The sequence below is a fragment of the Microbulbifer sp. Q7 genome, assembly GCF_001639145.1.
Classification (GTDB): Bacteria; Pseudomonadota; Gammaproteobacteria; order Pseudomonadales; family Cellvibrionaceae; genus Microbulbifer.
The window spans coordinates 105,017-123,674 of record NZ_LROY01000001.1; the positions used below are offsets into that span (position 1 = coordinate 105,017).

The 18,658-nt window shown below is 56.2% G+C and carries 11 protein-coding genes; 3 read left to right on the plus strand and 8 right to left on the minus strand.

The features are described 5' to 3' along the window. Positions 1 to 104: 104 nt before the first annotated feature. Positions 105 to 731: a rhombosortase gene (gene rrtA / locus AU182_RS00425; protein ID WP_082859112.1), complete on the minus strand. Its 627-nt coding sequence runs from the start codon at positions 729 to 731 to the stop codon at positions 105 to 107. Positions 732 to 828: 97 nt separating this feature from the next. Then, positions 829 to 954: a hypothetical protein gene (locus AU182_RS16835; RefSeq protein WP_255359325.1), complete on the minus strand. Its 126-nt coding sequence runs from the start codon at positions 952 to 954 to the stop codon at positions 829 to 831. A 390-nt stretch (positions 955 to 1,344) separates the two neighbouring features. On the opposite strand from AU182_RS16835, the gene AU182_RS16595 reads away from it, so the two are divergent. Further along, positions 1,345 to 1,518, plus strand: coding sequence for a hypothetical protein (locus AU182_RS16595; RefSeq protein ID WP_193754265.1), 174 nt, complete (start codon positions 1,345 to 1,347; stop codon positions 1,516 to 1,518). Positions 1,519 to 1,598: 80 nt separating this feature from the next. After that, complete coding sequence (locus AU182_RS00430) at positions 1,599 to 2,159, plus strand: NADPH-dependent FMN reductase (RefSeq protein ID WP_066959306.1); 561 nt, start codon at positions 1,599 to 1,601, stop codon at positions 2,157 to 2,159. Positions 2,160 to 2,270: 111 nt separating this feature from the next. Here the strand turns inward: AU182_RS00430 and pelA are convergent, their stop codons facing one another. The 4 genes from pelA to AU182_RS00455 all read right to left on the minus strand — a co-directional run bounded on the left by pelA (position 2,271) and on the right by AU182_RS00455 (position 13,987). Then, positions 2,271 to 3,566, minus strand: coding sequence for a pectate lyase (gene pelA, locus AU182_RS00435; RefSeq protein WP_082859113.1), 1,296 nt, complete (start codon positions 3,564 to 3,566; stop codon positions 2,271 to 2,273). Positions 3,567 to 3,794: 228 nt separating this feature from the next. After that, a complete protein-coding gene (locus tag AU182_RS00445) occupies positions 3,795 to 6,785 on the minus strand; it encodes a TonB-dependent receptor (protein WP_066959311.1) in 2,991 nt (996 codons plus the stop codon). Between the two features lie 133 nt (positions 6,786 to 6,918). Then, positions 6,919 to 9,561, minus strand: a complete 2,643-nt coding sequence (locus tag AU182_RS00450; protein ID WP_066959313.1) for a fibronectin type III domain-containing protein — start codon at positions 9,559 to 9,561, stop codon at positions 6,919 to 6,921. 475 nt (positions 9,562 to 10,036) lie between these two features. After that, positions 10,037 to 13,987, minus strand: coding sequence for a pectate trisaccharide-lyase (locus AU182_RS00455; RefSeq protein WP_066959315.1), 3,951 nt, complete (start codon positions 13,985 to 13,987; stop codon positions 10,037 to 10,039). A 692-nt stretch (positions 13,988 to 14,679) separates the two neighbouring features. Here AU182_RS00455 and AU182_RS00460 point away from each other — a divergent pair. Then, a complete protein-coding gene (locus AU182_RS00460; RefSeq protein WP_227718065.1) occupies positions 14,680 to 16,626 on the plus strand; it encodes an alkyl sulfatase dimerization domain-containing protein in 1,947 nt (648 codons plus the stop codon). A gap of 105 nt (positions 16,627 to 16,731) precedes the next feature. On the opposite strand, the gene AU182_RS00465 is transcribed toward AU182_RS00460, so the two are convergent. Both AU182_RS00465 and AU182_RS00470 read right to left on the minus strand, forming a co-directional pair. Next, positions 16,732 to 18,033 (minus strand): TRAP transporter large permease, encoded by a 1,302-nt coding sequence (locus tag AU182_RS00465; protein ID WP_066959323.1) that lies wholly within the window; start codon positions 18,031 to 18,033, stop codon positions 16,732 to 16,734. A 15-nt stretch (positions 18,034 to 18,048) separates the two neighbouring features. Then, complete coding sequence (locus AU182_RS00470) at positions 18,049 to 18,630, minus strand: TRAP transporter small permease (protein ID WP_082859236.1); 582 nt, start codon at positions 18,628 to 18,630, stop codon at positions 18,049 to 18,051. Between the last annotated feature and the right edge of the window lie 28 nt (positions 18,631 to 18,658).

Genomic DNA, 18,658 nt, shown 5'->3' on the forward strand with positions numbered 1-18,658 from the left:
TCGCGTTATCGTTTTCATCCCCAGATTTTAGGAGGGGGCGGGGATTCCTCCAGAAACTCGGGTCGACAGGTACGTCTGGCTCACAGCCAGTCATTGATGGACGGTCATTCGGGTTTTTGCCGCCGGGTAGACACCCCGACGATCACACCGATCAGGGTGCCAAACAGGGTGCCCAGCAGGTGACTGGATACCGCCACGTCGGCCTCGATCAAACTGGCGGTGGCCGCACTCGGCCCGGCAACCAGCTCCCACCCTACTTTGACGAAGCAGCCTATGAGCAGCAGGCCCCCGGACCAGCGCCGCTGGAACAGCTCGCTCACCGCCGCGAAACAGAAGAGTCCGTGCAGCACACCGGAGAGGCCGTAATAGACCTGAACCTCGGGGAACCACAACCACAGGCCGCCGCTGATCAGCAGCGACAGCACCACCGTCAGCTCGAGATACGCCACCACCGGGTGACGCTTCCCGAGCAAGCGGCTCTGCCCAAACACGAACCACAGGGCCACGATCGCCACACCATTCAATAGCAGGTGCGCGCTATTGGTGTGTACCAGATGCCCGCTCAGCAGCCGCCACCACTGGCCCCCGGCCAGCAGGGCGCGATCGTACATGAACAGGTCGGGGTAGGCGGACTGGGCCAGCTGCAGCAGGATACACAGCAACAGCAGGATGGCCGGACCACCGACACTGGCGATCAGTTTTGCTCTATCAAATTCAAACATAGTAGGCATGGGTACATGCAGTACGTGGCGGGCAATTTAAGATGACCGCACTATGTTGCAAAAGCGCCGGCCAGGCAATTTTCTCCCCGCCCCACCCTAAGGGGTGTCAGGCACCCACCGTTTTCAACACGCACACCTGGTCACCGTAGTAGTTGTCGGCATAGTTGCATTCCAGGTTACATTCCAGAGTACCTTCCCGCTGCGGGGCGGGTTTGGCTTCAGGTTTCCACATGGCTTTCTCCCTCGTTGGTTAGATGCGTTGCGCTGGCTCCTCTTGAGCGCGCAGTCACAGGAGCCAAGTTAGCGCACCGCGAAGCCACGTAAAAATCAATTAAAACTTTAGCCGTAATACCCTAAAGCTATCAACGAACCTGGCGCATCCCGGCAATCTCCCCACACCCGGCACTTTTCCCCCACGCCGATTTGTGGGGCCTTTTACGATGGATGAGGTTTGCGCTTATTCCCGGCGTTCGGCGGCTAATACGGCAATTTTTACACTACAGTTAATTTCATAGGCCTTGCCGATTTTTGACCGTTCTGCGCCCACTCAGCTCCTGCGAGTACGCACCCCAAAAACCGGAGTGGCATCAGCATCAGCGTACAAGCAGTCGAGGTCACCACCATGAATACGCAGCTGCCGACCAAATCCCAGCCCCCCGCCAAAGCGGCTCTGCTCGCCAAGCCGTCCAAAGCCGCGTCGCAGCCCGCCCCCGGCAAAGCCGACAGCAATGTCGCCAATCTCAGCTTGCGCTACCCCAAAGACCTTGAACACTGTTTCGTGCTTGGCAATAACTGAACCCCACGCCTGGGCATAATGCACGAGCGGAGCCGGCTGCTATCTTGAAGGTTCTTTTTCTTCACCTTTGAGGAGCAGCCATGTCCTCCAGCCCGACCAAGATTCTCGCCATCTCCGGCAGCCTGCGCGGTAGCTCGTTTAATAGCGCAGCGCTCAAGACCGCCGCAGACATCGCCGGCGAAAGCGCCAAATTCACCTTTGCCGACCTCGCGGGTATTCCGCTTTACGACCAGGACCTGCGCGACGAGGGTGTCCCCGAAGCAGTCGAGCGCCTACAGCAGCAGGTACTGGAAGCCGATGCCATTCTCTTCTCGACTCCGGAGTACAACTACTCCATCTCCGGCGTTCTCAAAAATACCATCGACTGGCTCTCCCGCGTTGACCCACAGCCGTTTGCCGACAAGCCCGTGGCGGTAATGAGTGCCAGCATGAGCGCGTTTGGCGGTGCACGTGCGCAATACGATCTGCGCCGGGTAATGATTTATCTGAATGCGCACTTTGTGAACAAGCCGGAAGTCATGATCAGCTTCGCCCACAAGAAGTTTGATGACAGCGGCATACTGAACGATGACGACACCAGACAACATATCGGCAAGCTGGTGGCGGCATTGGGGGAGTGGCAACAACGCCTTGCACCCTGAAGCCATCAATCCATTGCCGATGAAGTATCTACCGGCTCTGTGGCGATGACCCGGTTTAGAGGACATTGAATTTGAATACGCCGGGATGCAGACCCGGCGCTTGATGAGAGGCTAGTAGTAACCCACGCTGTCCGCATAGCGAATCAGCTTACTGCCATAGTCACCACCCCACTCGTATCCGTAGCGGCGCTCGGCATCAATAGCCATGATGTCATACTGTTTGATGCCGGAACGGTCGGCGAAGAAGCCAACGTCTTGCTGCAGGTCGTAGAAGCGGTACCACATGGTGCTGCCGGTTCTGGACTGAATGGGATTGTAGGTATCGTCGTTACTGCCGCTGGAACGCTTTACGTAGGCGGTGTCCGCCTCCTGTACCACCGGGCTGCGATACCAGGCGAGGGCGGAGCGGACGGCGTCTTCCACTTCGGTGGTCTGTGGCTGGGCCATCAGGAATGCGACTACCAGCATGGACTCTTTACCGCTTTTCGAAGGCAGTTCGTAATCACGGGCACCGCGCGGCTCAAAGGTTACCGGGTCGTGCTGGGCGCACCATACGGTCTTGGCATCCGCCTGCACAATTTGTGCGTTCAGAATAAAGTCCACGCCTTTCGCGATCGCACTTTCCATGCGACTGTGCTGCGCGTCGCTGAACAGGTCGCCGTCTAGTGGGGCCTCCTTGCGGGCAGCCTTGTCGAGGAGAATCAATACGCGCGCCATCGCACCATCATTGAAGGTGACATGGTTCGAATAGGTGGTGCCGGTACGCGGTGGATAAACCTGCGGCCAACCACCGGACTCGTATTGCATGGTGAGCAGGAATTCCAGCGCATCGCGCGCCGCGTCGCGGTACTGGCTGTCGCCACTGCGCTGATACACATCGGCAAGGAACATCAGCTCAGTGACGGTGGCATCATTGTCGATAGTGCCCAGCTCCACGCCGCCTTCGCCGGTCCAGCCGGAGCGTGCGCTGCTCCCATTCCAGGGGGCATCGTAGGTAGACTCACTGTTTTTATAAAATCCCCCGTGCGGCATTTGCCAGGTAATCATGTTGTCAGCACGGACCTGATCCGAAGCCAGGCTACTGCCGAGCCAGGACTTGTAATTATCCAGCTCACCGTTAATCGGGTTGCCATCGCGCGACAACAACGGCGCTTCACCGCCGGATGATGAAGAACTGGAGCCACCGGACGACGAACTGCCGGAGGAACTGCCAGAAGAGCTGGAGCTGCTGCCGCCAGAAGAAGAGCTGCTCGAAGAACTCGAGGACGAACTGGAGCTGGATGACGAACTACTGGAAGACTCAAACACCGGCGCGCTCGCACCCGAGCCACTGCTGCCACCACCACAGGCGGTCATTACGGCAGAGATCGCAACAATCGCACAGCTGCGCAAACATTTGACGTACATAGATCTACCTTTCAAATCAGTAATCGCAATGAATCCACACGGAAGTAGATTCCGCATGTGCTGGCACAGATGTTGCGCCGGAACGCTCGCCATCACATTCGAGATTTCAAAGCCAAAAAAGCCCCGGAAACGGGGCAAAATGGCAAACACTCAACAACAAAACAAGGGAATACCGGTAGCGTGAGGGCCAGGCACCGCGGGCACCTGAACCCCACACACACCACCTGCTTAAAACTGAACGTTTACACCCAGCTGGTAGGTGGGGCCGTAAGTCTCGGTCAGGAACATCATGCGTCCATTGGAGTACTCGTTACCCTCAAAGTACTGGATGTTGCTTTCATCGGAAATGTTCACTGCGTCGAGATACAGCTTCACATTATCGTTGACGTTGTAGGTGGCCTTGATGTCATACGTGACACCGGCATCCTGATAAACGTCAGACCAGTCTGCACAGTTCTGCGAGTAACCCAACACTGCATCGGCAGCAATATCCGCGTCTGTACAGGAACCGATACGCTTGAGGATTTCACTGCGGTAGTTGGTAATAAAGCGGAACGAGAAGTCGTTGTTTTCCCAACCCAGGGTGGTATTCACGGTGACGTCGGCCTGCTCCGGCAGGCGGATGGACTCCGCGCGCACGCTTGCACCCACGTCAGCCTCCGAGTGCAGCAGGGTGAAGTTGGACTGGATAAAGAAGTTCTTCAGCAGGCCTTCCATGAAGTACTGGTTGTAGGTGACCTCCAAGCCGTAAACTTCTGCCTTGTCGCCGTTCAGATAGGTCTGTGCATTGTTCAGCTGCAGATCGGCGGGAATATTGAACATGGTGACCTGATCCACCGGCAGGGTGTATGGCAGGTCCGAGAGGTTCAGGTTGGCACCCGCAACTTCCACAATGAAGTCATCAATCTGCTTATAAAACGCAGCGCCCTGGATAAATAGGTTTTCGCTGGCATACCAGCCGAGGGACACATCGAAGTTGGTCGCGGTCATGGCATCGAGTTTCGGGTTGCCGATTTCCACAACATTGTCCGGAGACATCGACATGTTCTGCGACTTGTACTCATCGGTAAAGTCCGCATCGGCAATCTCACCCTGAAGGTCAGACGGACGATCGGAGCAATTATCGTCACCAAGATTCGCCGCGGCATCGTAGTTACAGAAGATCACACGATCACGCACCTGCGCATACGCACGCGCCTCGTCGAAGGACGGACGGGTAAACGAAGTCCACAAGGAAGCGCGCAGTAGCAAGTCTTCTCGCAGCTCGTCGCGGTAGTGCAGGCTGGGAAAGAAACCGTCGTAGGCGTTGGACGTGTCGTCCAGCGGCACCGCGATATCGAAGGATTCCAGCTGGTCACTGCTCTCTTCGCGGTCGTTGCGGATAGAGAGGTAACCGGTGGAGTTAAAGTCGGTCTTCTCATAGCGCACACCGCCGATCAGAGTACCGGTGTCGGTCACCTGAAACTCACCCATAATATAGGCGGCGGCGGTATCTTCGGTGATTGCATAATCGTTACGGGTGCTTTCCAGCTCACGCTGTTCCGGGTCATAGCTGTCGCCGATGCTCCGCGTTGCCGCGATCAGGCGCTCTGCTTCGGATTGCGTGATAAACGCGTGATCGAACAGGGGGTTATCCGGCATAAAGGTTTGGAAGTCGCCCAGACGCGCACCGGCATTTTCCAGACAGACTGGATCACCGGCGCAGCCCGCTACGCGTTTGTCATTGGGCACGATACTTACGCGGTTCTTATCGCGGTTGCGCTCACGGTTTTTGATGCGGAAACCGGTTTTGATGTAATTGACCGGGCCCATATCAAAATCTTTGCGCAGGTTGGCCATGGCCTGATCGATGGTGTCTTCACGGAAGCTGTCTTCCATAAAGAGGTTGTCGTACAGCATGAAGGGCTGCACGGTTTCACCATATTGATAGCCAGACGGGCCAAAGCCACCAACGTCGGGAACGTCGCCGCCACCGATCAGGTCACTCAGCTGATCCGGGTGCACAATCTGGCCATTCAGGTAGTCCTCGCCAGTGGTACCCAGCGCACTGAGCTTACGCGCGCGGAACTGTACCCGGCGGCCATCGGGGGAATCCTGGGTAGCATTGGAGTGCGCCAGCTCGTAATCCAGCGTCCAGTTATTGCCAAACAGGTTTTCACCGCCGAGGGAGAACACTTTTGTATCGCTCTCCGCTTCCTGGATAAAGAACTGGTGCTGCAGGTCCATACCTCCGGTGCCGAACACATTGTTAGCAGGATCCAGGTAAACCACTTCACTGCTGCTCGCCTGCCCCCAGCGGTAGTACTCACGCAATGCGGTGTCTTCGTCGGTATACACCGTGTTACTGAAACGGGCGTAATACTTGCTGTTGTCGTCCGGGCGATATTCCAGGTCGAAAATACCCGCAATACGCTCACGCTCGGCATTTTCCTGGCGGTTCTGCAGTTCGAACGGGATCAGCATCGGGCTGTCGACGCCATCCACGGTAATGTAACGCGGCAAGCTGCTGTCGTGGGCGCGGGATTCATAACCCTCGGTCACGCGATTTTCATACGACAGCGAATAGCTCAGGCCGATGGTTTCGTCGGCAAAGATGTTGGTGCCTTGCAGGGTCAGCTTGGGCGAGGACTCACCGCTCTGCTCCTGAAACGCCCCCTGGGCACGCAGCTTGATGGTGTCTTTACCGCGATCCAGCGCAGAGATGGTAGTGACGTTCACGCTTCCACCAATGGAGTTCAGATCCATGTCCGGAGTCAGCGACTTCAGTACTTCAATGGATTGCAGCACGTCTGCAGGCAGCGCATCCAACGAGAAGCCACGGCTTTCGCTGTCCGCCGCACCGCCACCGCTGTTGGCCATTTCCGAGCCGTTCATCTGCACGGAAACAAAGCCCGGGCCGAGACCGCGCAGGTTAATGAATTTACCTTCACCCTCCGAGCTCTGCAGCGTAATACCGGGCAGACGCTGCAGGGATTCTGCTACGTTCTGGTCGGCGAAGTTACCGGAGTCATCCTGGGTAATTACAGAACTGAATACGTTCTTGTCACGCTCCGCCTGACGGGCATTGAGTTCCGCGCTTTTAACGCCTTCTACATAGACTTCTTCAATGGAAAAATCCGAGGATTCTTCCGCTTTCTTTTCTTCCGCTTCCTGCGCCATCAGGCTGGTGGAAGCTGCCATGGCGATGGCCACGGCGAGAACCTGTTTCTTGTAAGTCATTTTGACTCTCCCATCGTTTTATTCGGTCCTGTTTATTCGAACAGACCGCTCGATGAATTTCTGGCGAATTCGCCAGACGCTTTGTAAATGGCCGGAAAGAGCCAGCCTCCATCAAGGGGGCTGGCCCATTTACTTATTGCTGAGTGATCTCTAGATCGGTGAATTCTAGGATTAGCTCATCACCGGGGGCACCATAGACACCTACGTACCAGCTTGAGGGGAACCCAGATGCGGGCATGCCTTCATCTTTGAATGCCGAGCTATTCAACTGGGTAAAGCTTGCACCATTATCTTTGGAAACAGAGCGAATCACACGAGGTGTTCCTTCCTCATCAATGACTTCAATTTTTAGCAAATCATTGATAGCCAAGTCAGCACTTGAGCGGGAACGTTTTGATTGCTCTGTGTCACCCACATCCAGCTTGTGTGCGCGAGAGCCGATCAACGTAACTTCTGTACCACTTACATCAGCCCAGTAGTCGATGGTGGCGAAGCGTCCGACTTCCTTGATGTCACCACTCAAGGAGGCGTCTAGACTTTCCATCACGGCAATACCAAAGCGATAGCTGTTGCTGTCAACGGTGTGCTCTGCGCCTTCCGCGAGGTTCACACTGCTCAAACGCGCGGTAAAGGTGAACGGAGCAGTCACTTCTTTAGAGACGAAGAACTTACGTACGGAGTCTGAGCTTACGCTTCCGCCAGAAGCCTTGATGGTAATTGCATTTTCACTACTGGAGACCACTTCACCAACAGGAGCCGAACCACTTGTACCTGCTAGGTCTGCAACAGCACCTTCCCATGCAGAAGTTGATGTTGCGTAATTGCCCAGCTCACCGACAGTGGTGGGCAGTTGGTCAACCAATTCAGAAGGGAGCTTCGCTGCAGTCATGGCATCGGTAGTCCAGATGATCCAGTCTACTTCGGCCAAATGCGCACTACTGGAGTCTTCACCTACACGCAGCTTGTTATTCGCGCTGCTGTCTTCACGGCCTGTGCTGGTTTCATCAATGATTGGGGTGTCATTCCCATCAACAAAAACTTTTGCGTTCAGCGTATCCGCATCGGTCATGGTGAACGCAATGTGATAGGTGTGGAATTCGCCATCCAACAGTGGAGCAGCAACTTTTATATCAGAAGCTCCATCAGTGAATTTCTCCAGACGAACCTCGCCGGTGTCGCCCTGATCAGGACGCAGCATCATGTTTACACGCTTGCCAGCTTCAGCGAAGTACGTCTGAATTTCAAAACCACGCTGTGCTGCGTTGTCGGCTTTAATTCGTGCAATCGCGGTAAAATGTTTCGGATAGCCAGCAGCGAAAATATCGTAAACTTCGCCGCGGCTGCGCGCGTCTTTGTCCTTGGTGGTGTCCAGCTTGGCATGGCCGATGTTTTCTTCGTTTTCATTGGCAATTGCCACAAACATGGAGGTATCGGAGCTGCCGAAATCGAAGGTGCCAGGGGTCGATGTGTTATAGACGATTGAAGCCTCTTCGAAAGGTGAACGACACCCGTCGTAAACGCTCCAAGCAATGGCGGTGTCTACCTGCGAAGTCGCAACACAAGCCTCTCCCTGAGGCGCTTCCGGAGTTGCACTTGCGCTCGGGCTCCAGTCACTGAAACCTACAGAGTTTTCTGCCCGCAGGAACACAAAGTAAGTAGTTCCATTCTCCAGTCCATCCAGCAAATGACTGGTACCGTCGATGTCTGCTGCAGGTACGACTACAGCACCCTCTGTAGAGTCGACTGTGTTGTATGCCAGCTCATAGCCGGAAGCGCCAAAGATGTCTGCCCATCCAACCTGAACGTATCCATCACCGACCACGGTTCCCGGAGCTTCCGGTGCTTTCGGCGCCTCTGCTGCCTGGAACGGTTTACACTCAGGCAGATCTGCCTGACCGTCTTCGGTCTGCTTCTCAATCAGCAGGTCGTCGATAATTGCAGTACCGCCGCTGGATACACGCAGCTGCAGGAAGGAATTTTCAGTACCGATGACTTCATCTTTGATGTCGACAACGTCGCCACCAGCCTGCAGGTAGGTTTCGCCGGGAATGTTGATGACCACGCGCTCGCCGGCGATCAGGGAGCCGGTTTCCACGTCGAAAAGACGCGAGCCCAGCGAGCCGCCGCCATGAATGGAGTTGGCTTCACCGGAGGTGTTGTTATCCACATAAATCTGGGTTTTCGACCCGGCACCGCTGGCGGATGCCACGCAGAAGGAAATGCGGTAAGGCTCGGAAAGATCCAGCTCGCCCCAGCCAGAACCACCGTCGGTGCCCGGAGTCGAATCCTTTTTCTTGTCCAGAGCGCCGGCGTCGGCCAGTTCGGACAGTGTCTGGCCGATACTGAAGCGCGCATTACTGATCAACAGGGAAGCGTCGCCGTTATCGCTGACGATACCCAGGCGTTCTTTATTGTCGACCGTGATCTCCATATTGGGATCATCCTGATCGAAGAAGCAGCAGGTAGGGTAGTAGAATGCGGGGCGTGCATCTTCGTAGTCACTGCTATCCGCAGTGGCCAGCGCCTTGTAGTTGGGGCTGAAGAAGTCGATGGTGTCGCTCTGGTCGAAGCCGGTGTATTCACCAAAGCTTTCCGCTAGCGGGAGTGGGGTATTGGTAATCCCACTCTCTTCCGGCGGTACAACAACCGCAGGTGGTGGATCGGGCAGGTCGGCAATATCCCCCTCCCCTGCTGAACTGCTACCACCGCCACAGGCGGTCAGTGTCCCCATGATGCACAGCGCGAGTGCGGACTTTGCCCAAGGTAAAGTTTTCATGCTCACCCCTTCTCTCATCTCGATCGTTATTCTTATGAGCCCGGCGCGTCAGCCAGAACGGAGTCCTGTGGAGCACGCGTCCTGATGCGTGTCATCAGATGCGTGGCGACCAGCCAGGCTCGGCCTTGATACTTATTGGTTAGGCAATATAACCAGATTGGTTAGGCATAAACAACCATTTGAGCAAATTGGTAATGAAGTTGTGCGTGCACACGGTCAGACCGGCGCGCATTTCAACATTCCGGCGCCATTTCGGCATCGGGGACTGGCAGTTAGGGCCGGGAGTGCTTTTTCTTCAGGAAACAGGCGGCAGTCGGGGCGGCAACGCAACGATGCGCTCCGGCATTTCACCCAAGAAATGGCCAGACCAGTGGCTGCGTCACGGAAAAACAAAAAGGCCCGCCCACCTCACGGTGGACGGGCCTGGTTCCTTCGGATGTGAAGGTTTATAGAAGCAAGGTCTAGTGGCGCACTGTTACTGGCAAGCTTCCCCGCCGAGCCCAATCACATAGTCCTGGTCATAACCCAGCGGCGAGTTGAACGGGATCTCGCCATCGACGCCTGCCGTGGCAATGATGTAATCGGCCATCGCCTGGCTCGCGGGCAGGGTTTCCGCAGCCATTACATCGCGGGAATATGTGGTGTAATTCTGCGAAAGGTCACCCACGGAACCGGATGCATTGGTAATTTCATAGACCAATGACGAATCCAGGTTACATGCCGCATCGGAGAACCACACCAGAGAGCCGTCGGAGCGGAAGCTACCACCGTCCACGTCCCGGGCCAGTTGTTCACCACGCTCGGTCAACGCCTGCACCACATCGTCTTTCTCCTGGAAAGCGCGGTTCATCAGGAACATGTTGTCTTCCCACAATACACTCGCACCGACACGCACACTGAGGACGTCCTTGCGGTAGTTCATGAAGAAGTTATTGAACATGTGCGATGTACCGCGACGAATCAACGGCACACGGCGCAGGGTGTTACCCAGGCTGCTGTAGTTGTCGTCGGTGGTAATAAACGCGTTGTGGTGCATGGTGGTAGTGATTTGCTCGTTGATGGTACGGCTGTCACTGGACCCATGCAGCGCGGCGCGCTTCACATTGATCAGTTTATTGAAGGAGATGGTGATGTCGTAGGCACCCACTTTCACATCAAACGCCGCGTCACCGGTGGTGTCGAAGGTGTTCTTGTGAATCCAGATGTCGTGCGACGCACCGGTGTTACGGATCATGTCCGGATCGAGGCCATGGTCTTCAGTGTGGCCAGCGCCACGGAAGTCCAGGTGCGTGAGGATCACGCTTTCCGCAGTCTGAGTCGGCTGACCTGAACTGTCGGCACCGATGGCAAAGCCGTTGAAACGGAAGTAGGCGTTGCTCATGCGGCCATCGAGCGTCTTGTTAGAGCCGATTTTGGTGTTGCGGATCGGCAGACTGCTGTTGTTCAGGCGATTATTGAAGAACTCCACCTGACAGGCATCGCCGGAATAACCGTTCGCACTACACCACTGACGGTAGTCGATACACTGGGCTTCAGTGCCACCGATCGCCGACTGGACGGAGCTGTCTGCACAGTGGTTGCGGTGCATCGAGATTTCCGTTTCCTGGGCAAAGTCGAACTTGTCGAACACGATCCAGTTGTGCGCGTCACCAGTCACAGCATCCAGAATCTGCTGCTCGACGCTGCGACCCTGAGCATCGTTTTTGGTAATGACAGTCAGCTGGCTATTGCCGCTGGAGTCGTACCCACCGAGCGCATTTTCACCGTAACCAACTGCACGACCGAGGGTCTTGGAAAGACACTCGACAATTTCCTGGTCGGTGTTCAGTTCCGCAGAGTCGCGCCAGTTGACGTTCGGGTCGGTGGCCAGGATGTAGCAGGCATTGCTCACTTCCGGGGATGGGAATGCGCCACCAGAGGAGGTGCCACCTGAGGAGGAGCTACTACTTGTGGTGCCGCCGGAGGAAGAGCTACTACTGGAACTGGATCCTCCAGAGGAGGAGCTACTACTCGATGAGCCACCGGAAGAGCTGGAACTGCTGGACGAGCTGCCACCGGGTGCGGAAGCACTCCCACCCGCACAATCGCCCGCCACCGGTGCTGCACCGGTCACCGACATACTGTCGATGTTGGCAAGACCACTGCCGCCGGTAGCCTGCAGGCGGATTTCGTTGTAGCCGGCATTCAACCAGACGGCAACTGCTGAGCTATCGCTGTAAGAGCCCCAGGCACCGGTACCACCCATGCCCAGGCTCGCCTGGCTGCCCTGATTGATCAACACGTCCGCGGGGCGATCACTGCCGCCATTGGCGTAGCGCCAGCTCAGGGTGTAGTTGCCTGCGGAGGGAACCACTACAGACCAATCAACACCCTTACCACTGGCATTTTCTGTATTGGCGTAACCGGCACCGGTGTAGCCACTGTGCTCAGATTCCACAGCGCCTTCAACCGCACAGAAACCGTCGGCGTTTTCCTGCAGCACCAATGTCGCCGGTGCGGTTGCAATGACAGCGTTACCTGCATTGGAATTATACGCCACCAGGTTTTGATCGATGATTTTCACCCAATAGTAATAGGTGCCGTCTGCCAGATTGGCATCCGTATAGCTATTACCCGATACGCCGGCGGCAATGCGCACACGACCGCTGGGATTCGAATCCGTATCGCGATAGATTTCCTGTGTGCGCACATCGATACCGCTCACGCTCCAGCTCAGGTTCACGCTGGAACCAGACGTGGAAACCGAAAGATCGACACTACCCTCCGTCGTGCCACCAGAGCTGCTGGAACTGCTGCCGCCGGAGCTGCTGGAGCTACTGCTAGAGCTGCTGCCGCCAGAAGAGGAGGAGCTCACATCGCCGCTCGCATCGTAGATTTCAATTTCTGCGATCTGCGGCGCTGTAGTGGCGCTGTCGATCATCAGGTTCAGCTTGCCCATGCTCACGTCGCCGACATAAACCACACGCTCAGCGCCGATACCGGTACCGGACGCCAGCTCTGCGCCAGTGTCGTTATTCACCAGTCGCCAGGCCTGCACCGCATTGCCAATTTCGCGAAGGATCACGGTATTGAACCCGCCAGTAAAACCTTTCGCCGAGATGCGTTCGCCACTGGAGGAGGATGGCTGCCAGTAGCTGCTCAGGTCACCATCCACGGCATTGCCATAGCTGCTGCCGCCGCCTTTGCTGGTGCCATCCGCACCGCCGGTCAGCGCGAGGTTCGGACCCAGCTCACCACCACCGGATCCGGAACCGCCGCCGGATGAACTGGAGCTGCTGGATGAACTGCTGGACGAACTTGAGGATGAGCTAGTGCCACCGCTGGAAGAGCTTGAAGAACTACCACCGCCAGTGACTTCGCAGTTACCGTCATCCACCAATAAACCCTTATTGGCACCGGCAGTTGCCGCAACAATTTGCGGTACGCAACCGGCGTCACTCAGGGAATAGCCATACGGAATACTAACGGAGGTGGTGGATACGGGATTCGGGCCCGCGGGGTGGTTGCTGGAACCCTCTGAGCTCCAGGTAATATTGGACCACACATTGCCGCTCACCTCCCAGTAACCCATATCGTCGGTGTAGAAAGTGCCCAACGGATCCTTCGAACTTTCGAAGTAGTTGTTCTCCGCTTTCATTTTGCCGCCCGCACGCGGGTTCATGCCGGATTTATTGATACTCACGTAATGGTTGTTGAACGCGTGCGCTGTGGCACCGCGCAACAACGGTGTGCGAGAGTCAATATTCTCGTAAAGGTTGTGGTGAAAGGTGACCGGACCATTATTGAGGTCGCTGTCACTGGAGCCAACCAGGCCACCACGACCGGAGTTGCGCAGAATGCTGTAAGACAGGGTGACGTACTTGGTGTCCGCCTTCATATCGAAGAGCGCGTCGTAACCGGCACTCTCGCCGCCAGAGGCTTCGAGGGTAAGGTGGTCTGCCCAGACGTTGTATACCCCGCTTTCCATGCCGATCGCATCACCACCATTCGAGGTGGGCGAGCCGGACTTCTTCACATTCCGCACATGCAAGTTTTGCAGCACGATGTTCGAGGCATTGCGCAGGTGAATCCCCAGCTCATCAAACAGCGCGCCGTTGCCGACGCCAATGAGGGAGATGTTACTTACATCCTTGATTTCAATTTTGTCGTCGGCCGTGTTACAGCTATCGCCAGACACCTTGCTGGTGTTGCCGTGATTGATGGTGCCTTCAACGTGAATAATGATCGGCGTATCACTGGACGCCCGATTACACAGTGCCGCGTGAATTTCCGTGCCGCTTGTTGCGTAGACAACATTGCCGCCGGCGCCGCCGGTAGTACCGCCGTTTTGCGTGGCAAACCCCGTGGCCTGCGCATGAATATCCGCGGCCGCGAAGGTGCCCAGCAATGCACTCAGCATCGCGGCGCTCTTCAGTTTAATTTGCATGTGACCTTCCGTATTTATGGTTATCTAGAAGTGTCACCTGAACTTGCCAATTCAGGTGTCGGTCGGACGACCAGCCACAAGTACAACGCCCGCAAACAGCACCCCGCTGCCTAGCCAGGGATTGGGGATAATGGGAACCTCTCTCGTCAGGGCTAATCATCATCGCTTCGGGCCGTGTAGGGACACACACCCGGATATTGGCCTGCCATTTTTGTATTTATTGGCCTTCTCTCTGAGCCATATTGGCAATACCAAAATCACGAAGAGGTTAAACAGCTTCGCCAGCGGAGTAAAGCCTGTTTGAGCCACATGAATGTACGCCGCGCCATAACTTGACCTGATTCACTGCGCTGAGATGAAACAGCAGTCAATCACGCCCGCATCGGGCGTTGCGCGTGCCGGCGAGCAACAAAAAGCGCCACGCCAGAGTGCATCGCGCCCTCACCCCACTAGCTAACAATGCAACGATTGGCTGACCAACTTGCCCGGCAGGAATACAACACGCGGCGCGAATACCGTGGATACCGTGGATACCCCTCGGTAAGACGCGGTCAGTATTGGCGCTTTGCCGCACGTGACTTTCCAGACAGCGGGCTTCTACCTTCTATACTTTCTCCGCCGCACCCAAGGGCTTCCCCGAGGCCCTACAGAGCGGGTGCATCGGTCTTACAGCAGCAAGGAAGCAGCAATTTATGGCAACGGAAACAAGGGATATGCGGCGCACCCTCGGCCACACACTCGCATCGGCCACCCTGTTTGGCGCCCTACTTGGCACCCTGGCCGTCGGTGCTCCGGTCGCAGCGCAAGAGGCCAATAGCCTGAACAGTCCGGTGCGCAGCCAGGACCCCGCCAATTTCAGCAGCAAAGACGTGCTGGACCACCTGTCACCCCATATCTGGCAGGGGGAAAATCTGGCCTACACCAAATCTGCGCCCACCATCGCCAAGGCCCAGACCGAATACGCGAAGATGATGCCGAAAAGCATCCAGGAAGTGGTGAAAGGCAAGATCTACCACGCCTATGGTTTCCAAGTGGCCTCGACAATGATCGCGGTGGGCGACGATGGCCTGATCGTGATTGACCCGGGCTCCGACAACGACAGCGCGAAGGCAACCCGGGAGGCCTTTCTCAAGGCCGTACCAGCAGCGGCGAACCTCCCGGCAACCGCGATCATCTACACACACCGGCACCCCGACCACCCGTTTGGATCTGCCGGTTGGGGGGTTAGCGAGGAAGATGTAGCCAGCGGCAAGGTGAAGATCATTGCCTCGGAGCACTTTGTCGAGAACCTGGTGAATGACGTGGGTGTGGTCGGTAATATTCTCACCCAGCGCACGGCCTACGTGGGTGGCTATCCCAAGCAAAGCGCCGAGGGCCTGGTGCATGTGGCGATCGGCCCTACGTTTGCCGCCGGTCCTATCTCGCTATATTTGCCCACCGACACGGTGAAAACCAATGAACCCCTGAAACTCAAGATTTCCGGGATCGACCTCGAAGTGTTCCATGCCTACGGCGACGCCGGCACCGACGAGGTGGATATCTACTTTCCCGAGTTTCGTCATGTACATGGTTCGGAAACCATTCAGGGGGAGACCTTCCCCAACCTGTATTCCCTGCGCGGTACATCCTACCGGGACGTTGCCAAGTGGCTAGATGGTGTAGAGATTTTGCTGGGATACGCGCAGAAATCCGACACCTATTCCGGGTCCCACATGCGTGCGTGGAAGGGCAACGACTTCATCATCGACCGGATCCGCAACTACCGTGATGCGATCCAGTACGTGCACGACCAGACCATCTACTGGACCAACCTGGGTTACACCCGTGACGAGCTGGCCGAAAAAGTGGTGTTGCCCGAACCCTACGCGAGCGATCCGTGGCTACAGGAGTATTACGGCACGGTGGCGCACTCGGTAAGAAATATTTACGGGGGCTACATCGGCTGGTGGGAAGGAGACCCCACACAGTTGGCACGTCCCGGGCCGAAGGCTACATCAACGCAGTATGTACGCGTGATGGGTGGTCGCGATGCGGTGCTGAAAGAGGGGCGCAAAGCCATCGACAACAAAAATTACGGCTGGGCCGCCGAGGTGCTCACGCACCAGATCAACGTCGACCCCAGCGACATGGAAGCACGTAAATTAAAAGCCGAAGCGCTGCGCCAGTGGGGCTATTTGCAAACCAATATTTACTGGCGCATGTACGGCATTTCCGGCGCCAATGAGCTCGATGGCACCATCGATCGCTCCATGCCGTGGAACTTTGCCGATCCGGCGATTGTAAAAGCGCTGCCCACGACCGCACTGCTGAAAACCATGAGCGTGCGGCTCAACGCCGATCGCGCCGCCAATGCGAAGATGAACGTACAGTTTGTTATTTCAGACACCAACGAAGCGGCGGGCTTCAAGGTGCGCAATAAAATTGCCGCCTATATCGATGGCAAGATGGCCAAACCGGATGTCACCATAACGGGCCCTAAAGGCGCCATCCTGAAAACCGTCGCCACCGGAAAACTGGCCGAGGGTGTCACCGTGACCGGTGACAAAGGTGCGGCGAGCAAATTTCTGGGACTGTTCGATATCATTACGCCGAACGACGTCAATCTGGTGCTGCCACCCGGCGCACCGCTCAAACCCTAAATGCGGTTTCTGCGCATAAAAAAGCCGGGCTGAAAAGCCCGGCAAAATCTGCTGAAGGTGACGTGATAAAAGTTCACGAGAGGAAATAAAAGTCGTTGCGGGGCGCTACTCGATCAAACCCAGCGCCCGCGGCAGAAACTCGCTGATCGCCGGCACCAGAGTAACCAGCGCCAGCACAGCAAACATCATGAGATACATGGGTAGCAGCGGGCGGATCAGCGCGGTGATCGAGGTCTTGGAGATACTTGCCCCCACAAACAGCACACTCCCCACCGGCGGTGTACACAGGCCAATACACAGGTTCAGGATCATCACAATACCGAACTGCAGCGGCGACATGCCCAGCTCGGTCACTACCGGCAGGAAGATCGGGGTGAAAATCAGCACCGCCGGCGTCATGTCCATAAAGGCACCCACCGCCAACAAGATCAGATTTATCGTGAGCAGAATCAGCAACGGGTTTTCACTGATGGTGATCAGTGCCTGGCTGATGGTCTGTGGAATGTTCTGATACGACATAATCCACGACATCGCAGACGAGGCCGCAATCAGGAACATCACGATCGCCGTGGTTTCAACGGATTTGGTCAACAGTGCCGGCAATTGTGTCAGCTTCACTTCTTTGTACACCACACACGAGAGCAGCAGCGAGTACAGGACAGCAATCGCGCTGGCCTCCGTCGCCGTAAAGAAGCCACTGATAATGCCGCCGATCACGATAAAGATCAGGAACAGGCTGGGCACCGCATCCACGGTCTTGTGCAACGCCTCTTTCAGCGTGGGCTTTTCACCCACCGGATAGCCTTTCGCTTTCGCCCAGATACCGCACACCATCATCAATCCCAGCGCCAACAGTAGTCCGGGCAAATAGCCGGCAATAAACAGTGCGGCGATGGAAACACCACCGGAGGCGAGGGAGAAAACGATAAGGATGTTACTTGGCGGAATCAAAAGGCCGGTGGTGGACGAAGCTACGGTCACTGCGGTGTTAAAGTTTTTGTCATAACCCGCCTTGGTCATCGACGGAATCATAAAACCGCCGATAGCCGATGTAGCGGCCACCGCCGAACCGGAGATAGACCCGAACAGGGTACAACTGATGATGTTCACGAAGGCCAGGCCGCCAGGCAGCATACCTACCAGCACCTTGGCGAAGTCGATAATTCGGCGGGCGATACCGCCACTGCCCATCAACATACCGGAGAAAATAAAGAACGGAATGGCGAGCAGCGCGAAACTATCAATACCGCTGGCCATACGCTGGGCCATGGTAATCATGGCCGGATCAAAATCGATGGTGCACAGCATGGTGAGCACCGTGGCCGCACCAATACTGATGGAGATGGGTACATTCAGGGCGAGCAGGATCAGAAAACTGACCAATAAAACAATAACAGCGACTTCCACAGTGGCTCTCCTCGCTTAGGCTTCGACGGCAGCTTCGGGCTGCTTTTGTTGTTTATTTTGCGCAACCGCTGCAGTTTCTCCGGCGCTGTCTTCGGTATAGGGGTGTACGCCAGAATCGAACTCGGAAGGCAGCTCTTCTTTTGTCGTCACCAGCTCAATCAGGTGGTCGATGGAGAACAGGCAGATCAACAGGCCAGAAAGAGGCAGCACACTGTACACATAGCCCATGGGAAGATTCAGGGCGGCGGAGGTTTGCTCCAGCTCAAAGGTGAGCAGCATCAACTTGGCACCACCGTAGACCATCGCCAGCGCAGCGAAAGCGAAACACACCGACACCACAAAAATCTGTAATGCGCGGCGCTTGGCCCCGTGCAAGGCGTTGCTCAGTAAATCGATACCCAGGTGCGATCGCTTGCGATAGGCGTAAGCGCCCCCGAGGAGACCAATCCACACCAGCAGATACCGCGCAACCTCTTCGGTGTAGGAGCTCGGCTGCATGGGCAGGAAGCGGGTGAGGATCTGCCAGGTCACATCCAGTACCATCAGTGCCAGCAGCGCACCGAGCACATAGCCCAGGGCCTTCTCAATTTTCTGCATCATCTTGCGCCTTCCACTTTTATTTTTT